The sequence below is a fragment of the Novosphingobium sp. TCA1 genome (assembly GCF_009811895.1).
In the GTDB taxonomy this organism is placed as follows: Bacteria; Pseudomonadota; Alphaproteobacteria; order Sphingomonadales; family Sphingomonadaceae; genus Novosphingobium; species Novosphingobium panipatense_A.
In genome coordinates, this window is record NZ_BLJH01000074.1 from 1 (window position 1) to 6378 (window position 6378).

Sequence of the window (6378 nt, forward strand, 5' to 3'; positions counted from 1 at the left end):
CGCAAAGACGGCGTGAATCACAACATACTGGTATTGCTCAACAACTTTCGGATCGGGCTCTCAATAAAGACGGCATGGATGACCGTTCACTCGGCACTCGTATGAAGCATTACTTGCGTGTAATAGCAGAGCGTTACGGATACGAGATTTCAAACAGCATTAAGCCATCGCAGTTTCGCAGAACCTTGGCACGCCACATCGCCCGGCAACCTTTTGGTATCATCGCTGGGAAACTGCAATATCATCATGTGAAGACTGCGGTTTTCGAAGGATATGCTGGCGGCGAGGACGATGGTTTCCGGCTTGAAGTCGCGGATGAGGAGTTGATGCGGAATATCGATCTCCTGGAGGAGATTCGCCAAGATGCCCGGGATGGTTGCGTGTTTGGTCCGGGCGCTCTTTCTCTGATTCGTGATTATGACGCGGCGAAAGCGGCGGATATTGGCGCTGCCATGGTTGATGCGACCCCCGGGGAGATGGTTGTCGGTGCCGCGGTCAAAGCGGTTGCCAAGCGCGTTCATGCGGGCACCCTAAACTACTGCGTATTTGGCACTGCAAAGGCCCTGTGCCTCACCGAGGAGGAGGCTGCAGAGAAGGACGCTGAACCCAGAATCAATATGTGCGCTCCCGACAAATGCGGTTGTTCGGTCGTTGGGAAGTGCCACGTCCCCGTCTGGCAATCGCTTCTGGATGACGTGAAAGCCCTAGAGAAGCAGGCGAAAACTGGTCCGCAGAAAGAATCTTTGAAAAAGGAATCTGTCCGATACGAGCGGATCATTGAAAGCGGTATCTCAGCATGAGCGAGGAGGGAGAGACATTCGAAGCCCTCGCGAAGAAGAACCGCGAACGGATAGCTGCCATCAATGAGCGCCAGCACAAACGTCGTACAGAATTGGTCGAGCTGCAAATTCGATCTGCTATTGATCGGTTCGTAACCGGCACAACGAAGGCGACTGGTGACGACTGGACTGCGGTTCGCCTCGTGGAAGAGTCGGGTATACCACGACCAACTCTCTACCGTTATAAGGAAGAACTCGCTCTTTTCCAGCGTCTGGCCGCATTAGCTCCCCTAGGCAGTGGAGGCCTGCGCGAGGAAAATCGCCGATTGCGTGCTGAGTTGCGTGAGGAGAAGCAGCGCCGGATCGAGGACAGCAAACAATCCAAGCACATCCAAGACGTTCTGGTGCAACGCGTTCATGCCTTGTCGCTGGCGCTCGCCCAGGTCACCGGCCAATCTAAGGTCGTTTCGCTGCTCGGCACCAAGGTTTCGGAGTGATATTTGCGCATGCCCAAGCGTAACCCAGAAGCGGAAATCCTCGAGGCGTTCGACAAATTCATCGAGTCAGGTCGCCAGCTTCCCGCGCTTGGCGACGGCAAGATCAATGTGACCGGGCTGTGCAAAGCGCTCGGCCTTCGGCCATCGGATGCCCAGCACTTCCATAAGAACGAGACGCTGAAGGCAACGGTCAACATTGTTTGCGGCGAACAGAACCTGTTGGGCATCGGCCACCGTTCTCTCGAACCAGCCGAGAGCGCGATCAATGCGCGGATAGCTCGCGTTGAGCGGCAAGGGCGGACCGATGCCCGGGCGGCTGCTGAGCAATCCGCTGCGTCAGAATTTGTTCTCGCCGAACTCAACGAAAAATGCCGCGAATTGGCGAAGGTGACGCTGGAGCGTGACGCTGCCCTGGCCCGCCTAGCCATATTCGAGAATGGCGGAATTCCACCGAGGGTCTGATGGAACGTGTCGTTGTCACCAGCATTCTCAGCGAAAGCTGGGGTGGCACCATCTTCTCGGGAAAAACGGAGAGTGGTGCAAGTATGCGTGTCCGGACATGGCAGCAAAACCCGGTCGCAGTCGGCGACGTGTTCGAAGTCGACGGCGCGGAATCCTTCTATGAGGGCGAGCACGGTCGGATCCGGCAGATTGAGGCGTCGTCTCTGCTTAGAGCGCGGACCTCTGGCCGGCTCATCGTCCCCTGGCTGATGACGATCAAGGGCATCGGTCGTGAGCGTGCAAAGGGGCTTTTCGAATTCTACGGTGATAGGCTCCTCGATGCCCTCGGCGACGCCTCTCGTCTTGATGAGATAGCCAGGCTGCTATCGCCGACGCGGCTTTCGCTCGGCCGGAAACTGGCTGAGCATCTACTGGCCAAATTTGCAGCACGTGCAGCGGCGGAAGACATAGGCGTCTCGGAGATCACGTTCCTGCGCAAGCTAGAGATAGCTGGCGTGAGCGACCTTCGGGCTGCACGTAAGTTATGGCGCCTCATCGGGTCGCCCGACGCATACCAGCGACTGCTCGACCGACCATATGCCACGGCGGCCGTTATTCCCTGGCGCGATGCCGATGTGGTCGGCCTGCGACTGCTGAAAGCGAGTGGCGTCAGAGATCCCTTGATCCATGAAGACCGCCTGATCGGTGCGGTGGATGCGGCATGGTTAAGGCGTCTCGCCAACGGTCACACAGCGTATCCGCGAGACCGATTCGAAGCGCTGGTCAAGCAGATGGGAGTGACGGGCAGCCGCGCCGTTGATGCAAGCCTGTCGGCCCATCGCACTATTGGTACCGATAGCGATTTGCTGCGCGCGCCAGGTGCTGCCTTCCTTGAGCGCACTGTTGCCGCTTCCATCGTGCGGTTGAGAGCAGCCTCGCCGTTCATATCGTGGATCGGCAAATTGCCCTCAGGTGAGATCTCGTTGAACGACGAACAGACCAGATCGATCCACAGCATGCGTGATCGCTGTTTCAGCGTGCTCCAGGGCGGCGCCGGTGTCGGGAAAACGACCGCAATGCGCGTCCTGTGCGATTGGCATATCCAATCTGGCGGCGACCTCGTTCAGGCCACCATCTCTGGGAAGGCCGCCCTCCGCCTCGCCCGTGCAACCGGTCACATCGCCCAGACCGTGGCGCGACTCGTCGGTGGTCTCGAAAAGCGCAGGGCGATCGAAACTGAGGGGCAGCGCGCGCCCGATCACCTTCCACAAATTTCCCCATCCACACTCTTGATTGTGGACGAGGCCAGCATGGTTGACCTCGTCTCCTGGCGAAAACTGCTCGATTTCGTACCGGATGGCGCGCGCGTCGTAGCCGTAGGCGACGTCGGACAGCTACCGCCGGTTGGGCTCGGCAAGGTGTTCCACGACCTTGTTGAGGAAGGGTCCATGACCACCACACTGTCGCAGGTCATGCGCCAAGCCGCCGGCAATTCGATCATCACAGCGTCAGCCGCAATACGAGCCGGCGAAGTGCCAAAACTCCATCATTTTGGAGGCGCTGAACCCGGCCTGCAACACGCATCGTGCGCTCCGCAGGACATCATTCCTGCTGCCCTTCGCGTCCAGCGGATGCTGGCGATGTCCACGACCCGGCAGGATCTTCTGATGCTCGCCGGCCGCCGAGATACCTGCTCTCAGATCGCGAAGTCCATGCAGGCCGCGCGCCAGGCAGATGGCGCGCCTGGCGTCAAAGTGAGCCCGATGGCGGAGTGGGCGGCCGTAGATGATCCCGTGACAGCGACCTCAAATCGGTATGGAGAAGCGCTAATGAACGGGCAGCTTGGTTGGATCGAGGCCCTCGATCCACTCCGGATCCGCTTTGACGGCGAGGAGGAAGGGCGCGAAATCAGCGCGGCAGCTCGCGGTGAACTCGCCAGCGGTTGGTGCCTGACTGTGCACCGAGCCCAAGGGAGTGAAGCAAAGAGGGTGATTGTTCTTCTCGACGCGAGTTCGCTGATCACCCGTGAATGGCTCTACACCGCCGTCACCCGCGGAGTCGAACAAGTCGTTCTCGTTGGTCCTGCAACGATGATCGCCGACGGCGTGGAGCGGCGCGAGCAGCGCATCACCGGTTTCCGGATGGACTTTGACCGTCCCCAACCGGTTCACGCATAGGGAGGCGGGTATGGCGGAACCAACCCATCGATCGAGCGAGCCGCAGACCTGCTCGTCCGCTACGCCTTTAGCTGTTCAGGAGGTGCGCGGCGCCGATCTCGATGGCGACCTGCGTCAACTGGTCTTCGACTTTTTCCTCCGCTTCTCGCGCTTCGAGTCGGCTTTGAAAGAGCGCCATTATCTCCAATGGACCCAGCCGGGCAGCAAGGCCGTTCCGAGCTGGAAACGGTTCGCTGCCGATCATCGTGCAGGCTATCAGCCGAATGCGGCAGCCATCGCGCTGATGGAGGCGAAACCCAAGATGCAGGTGATCGGCGAGGCCGGCAATCTCGAATTCGTCGAAGAGCCCCTGGCCAAGAATCTGCCGGTGCTCGACCGGGTAATCGGACATGCCAACACTGTCCGAAACAACCTCTTCCATGGCGGCAAACATGGCGGAGATAATTGGGACAACCCGGCGCGCATGCGGGTGCTGTTGACCTGCACGATCGGCGTGCTCGAAGATCTCGCAGATCGTGGCGGTTTTGGCGGGGACTACAGCGGCTACTACTAAAAGCACGTACGCGTGGGATCCGTTTGCCCAAGCGAGAAGTCAGAAATGTCCTTTCAGAGGCGTGACGCCCGTTGCGCGAGCGCGCTTCTCGATCGGCTCCAGCATAGCGAGTTTGCAGGCCGTGCGTCTTGAACCTGTATTACGCATCTGTTCTGTGCGTTCGGGCGTGTCAATGATACCGAGCGCGGCTTTTCGCTCTCGAATGCCGGCCAGAAGGTCGGAGAGGGTGATAATCATTCTGCTCTTTCCTTCGACTTCACTTCAATGAGAAGCTTACCGCATTTCGCTCACGGCGGACGATTCAATCGATGGCCTTCGGAAATGTATCTGGCGTCATTCCAGCGAGGAGCTCATCCAGGTCATAGGGCTGCCCCGCTGGGTCAACGACGATGCTCCCTTGCGACTTGCGAAGTTGATCGAGCACCCTCTTTACCAACGCCCAAGGTCCATCGCTGCGAGAATGCGCACGCACCTGCGTTCGAAGATCAAATGGCGCCACCTGCAGTGGTTGCGCTTCTTGTTGAACAATATGGGCGGAATAGTCGCTCACAGCCGATAGACTGCTCTCGTTGACGACTTCCATACGCCCAATTTCAAAAGCACCGGCTTCGTCGCCTGCCGGCCAGACTTCGACTTTCACGACCAGCATCTGATCCGACCTCCTGCTCAGTTGAGCGTGATATCCTCCCGCGCGCCTCTCTCGCACAGGCGGTACCGGGTGTTCTGGGTACGTATGGTTCCGCCAGGAACGACTAGATGCAGCGGTGATCGAAGAGCCGAGGTGATCACCCATTTGCCATCAGGGTAGCGCCCGCGATGGTCATTGCGGATCCGACCGGCGATCCGAACCTCTTCTCGGGTCGGATCGAAAGCCCTTGTATCACTGACAATCAGCCATTCATCCAACTCGGCGTCGGGGCGAACCGGCGGCCGAGGCTGTAATTCGGGCATCAGTCATCTCGCCCCCAGAACATCGCAAAGCCGTCGTGGTCGAGTTCATCCGGCCGATCTCGCAGTTGCAGATGTTTGGGCAGTGCGAAGGTCGAAGGTATCCCTCGTTCAACGATTTCCTCCGCTGGAATGGTCAAGCTGACGATCCGAGCATCTGCATTTATGATCTGCGTGCGGACGTCGCCTCGCCAAGCACGGAGGTTGAGCGATATCTCGTCAATCCTCGTGATTCCCTCCCGCTCGAGAAACTCCATGAGCGGGCCAGTAATTTGCTCGAGGCTGCTGGGGCGAAGCTTGCCGGTAAATTTCAAGTGCATTGGGTCACCCTCTGTTTCGTCAAGGGCGACCGGCACAAGCCGGGTGTTGGAAACCTGATCGGTAGAGCAGGCGCATGCGCCTTTACCCTCGCGGGTTGGACATGCGCGCATGCCACCCGGCCTCATGGAGAAACCGAGTCTACCGAATTCGGGGTTTCCACGCCCCATCGCCGGATCTTGATCGACGACACTTCGTAGGTCGCAGATCATCTGTGCATCTGCAAGTCGTCAGTACGCTTAAAGAGGGGCCGCGGTGGAGATCGGCGTCAGAAAATATCTTCTGAACGACGCACCATGCCGCATCAATCTGCAGATCGGTCTCGAAGCAGGCACTTTAAGCGTCGGGTGCGCTGCGCCAGGAGTTCGGCGACACGCCGGCGAAGATCAAGGCGGTGGCGCGGCTTACGGACACCAACGAAAAGACGGTGAAGAACTGGTTTTGCGGCAGAAATGGACCGAATGGCGAGAGTCTCGTTGAACTGATGCGACACTCACCGGTCGTCCTGCAGCTCGTGCTGCAACGGGCGGGCCATCCCGATCTAGTAAAAGCCCTGCAAGTAGCGGCGGCCCACGAGCGGCTTCGATCGGCCATCGCTACGCTGAGAGCCGGATTCGGAAGTTTCTCAATTTTGACAAAGCCTTGCGGTTCTGCGCGTGAGCATG

General features: G+C 58.9%; 8 protein-coding genes and 2 pseudogenes. 6 read left to right on the top strand and 4 right to left on the bottom strand.

All coding sequences use genetic code 11. From position 1 onward, the window contains the following. The 5 genes and pseudogenes from NTCA1_RS27590 to NTCA1_RS27610 form a co-directional block, all read left to right on the top strand. Nucleotides 1–800: pseudogene (locus NTCA1_RS27590) on the top strand (hypothetical protein); the annotation flags it as partial. Continuing rightward, nucleotides 797–1276, top strand: a complete 480-nt coding sequence (locus NTCA1_RS27595; protein ID WP_133084780.1) for a hypothetical protein — start codon at nucleotides 797–799, stop codon at nucleotides 1274–1276. The pseudogene NTCA1_RS27590 and the gene NTCA1_RS27595, both read left to right, overlap by 4 nt. 9 nt (nucleotides 1277–1285) lie before the next feature. Beyond that, a complete protein-coding gene (locus tag NTCA1_RS27600) occupies nucleotides 1286–1738 on the top strand; it encodes a hypothetical protein (protein ID WP_133084779.1) in 453 nt (150 codons plus the stop codon). Beyond that, nucleotides 1738–3894, top strand: a complete 2157-nt coding sequence (locus NTCA1_RS27605) for an ATP-dependent RecD-like DNA helicase (RefSeq protein ID WP_133084778.1) — start codon at nucleotides 1738–1740, stop codon at nucleotides 3892–3894. Before NTCA1_RS27600 ends, NTCA1_RS27605 begins: the two co-directional genes overlap by 1 nt. 10 nt (nucleotides 3895–3904) lie before the next feature. Further along, on the top strand, nucleotides 3905–4447 hold the full coding sequence (locus tag NTCA1_RS27610; RefSeq protein ID WP_133084777.1) for a hypothetical protein: 543 nt from the start codon (nucleotides 3905–3907) through the stop codon (nucleotides 4445–4447). 39 nt (nucleotides 4448–4486) lie between these two features. On the opposite strand, the gene NTCA1_RS27615 is transcribed toward NTCA1_RS27610, so the two are convergent. From NTCA1_RS27615 to NTCA1_RS27630, 4 genes are all read right to left on the bottom strand, one after another. After that, nucleotides 4487–4684, bottom strand: a complete 198-nt coding sequence (locus NTCA1_RS27615) for a hypothetical protein (protein WP_159832443.1) — start codon at nucleotides 4682–4684, stop codon at nucleotides 4487–4489. A gap of 64 nt (nucleotides 4685–4748) precedes the next feature. Further along, nucleotides 4749–5096, bottom strand: coding sequence for a hypothetical protein (locus NTCA1_RS27620; RefSeq protein WP_201282622.1), 348 nt, complete (start codon nucleotides 5094–5096; stop codon nucleotides 4749–4751). 17 nt (nucleotides 5097–5113) lie between these two features. After that, complete coding sequence (locus NTCA1_RS27625; protein ID WP_133084776.1) at nucleotides 5114–5398, bottom strand: hypothetical protein; 285 nt, start codon at nucleotides 5396–5398, stop codon at nucleotides 5114–5116. Next, nucleotides 5398–5925, bottom strand: a complete 528-nt coding sequence (locus tag NTCA1_RS27630; RefSeq protein ID WP_133084775.1) for a hypothetical protein — start codon at nucleotides 5923–5925, stop codon at nucleotides 5398–5400. The genes NTCA1_RS27625 and NTCA1_RS27630 overlap by 1 nt, the downstream gene beginning before the upstream one ends. A 182-nt stretch (nucleotides 5926–6107) precedes the next feature. Between NTCA1_RS27630 and NTCA1_RS28910 the strand changes: the two are divergent. Continuing rightward, nucleotides 6108–6378, top strand: a pseudogene (locus tag NTCA1_RS28910) (hypothetical protein); the annotation flags it as partial.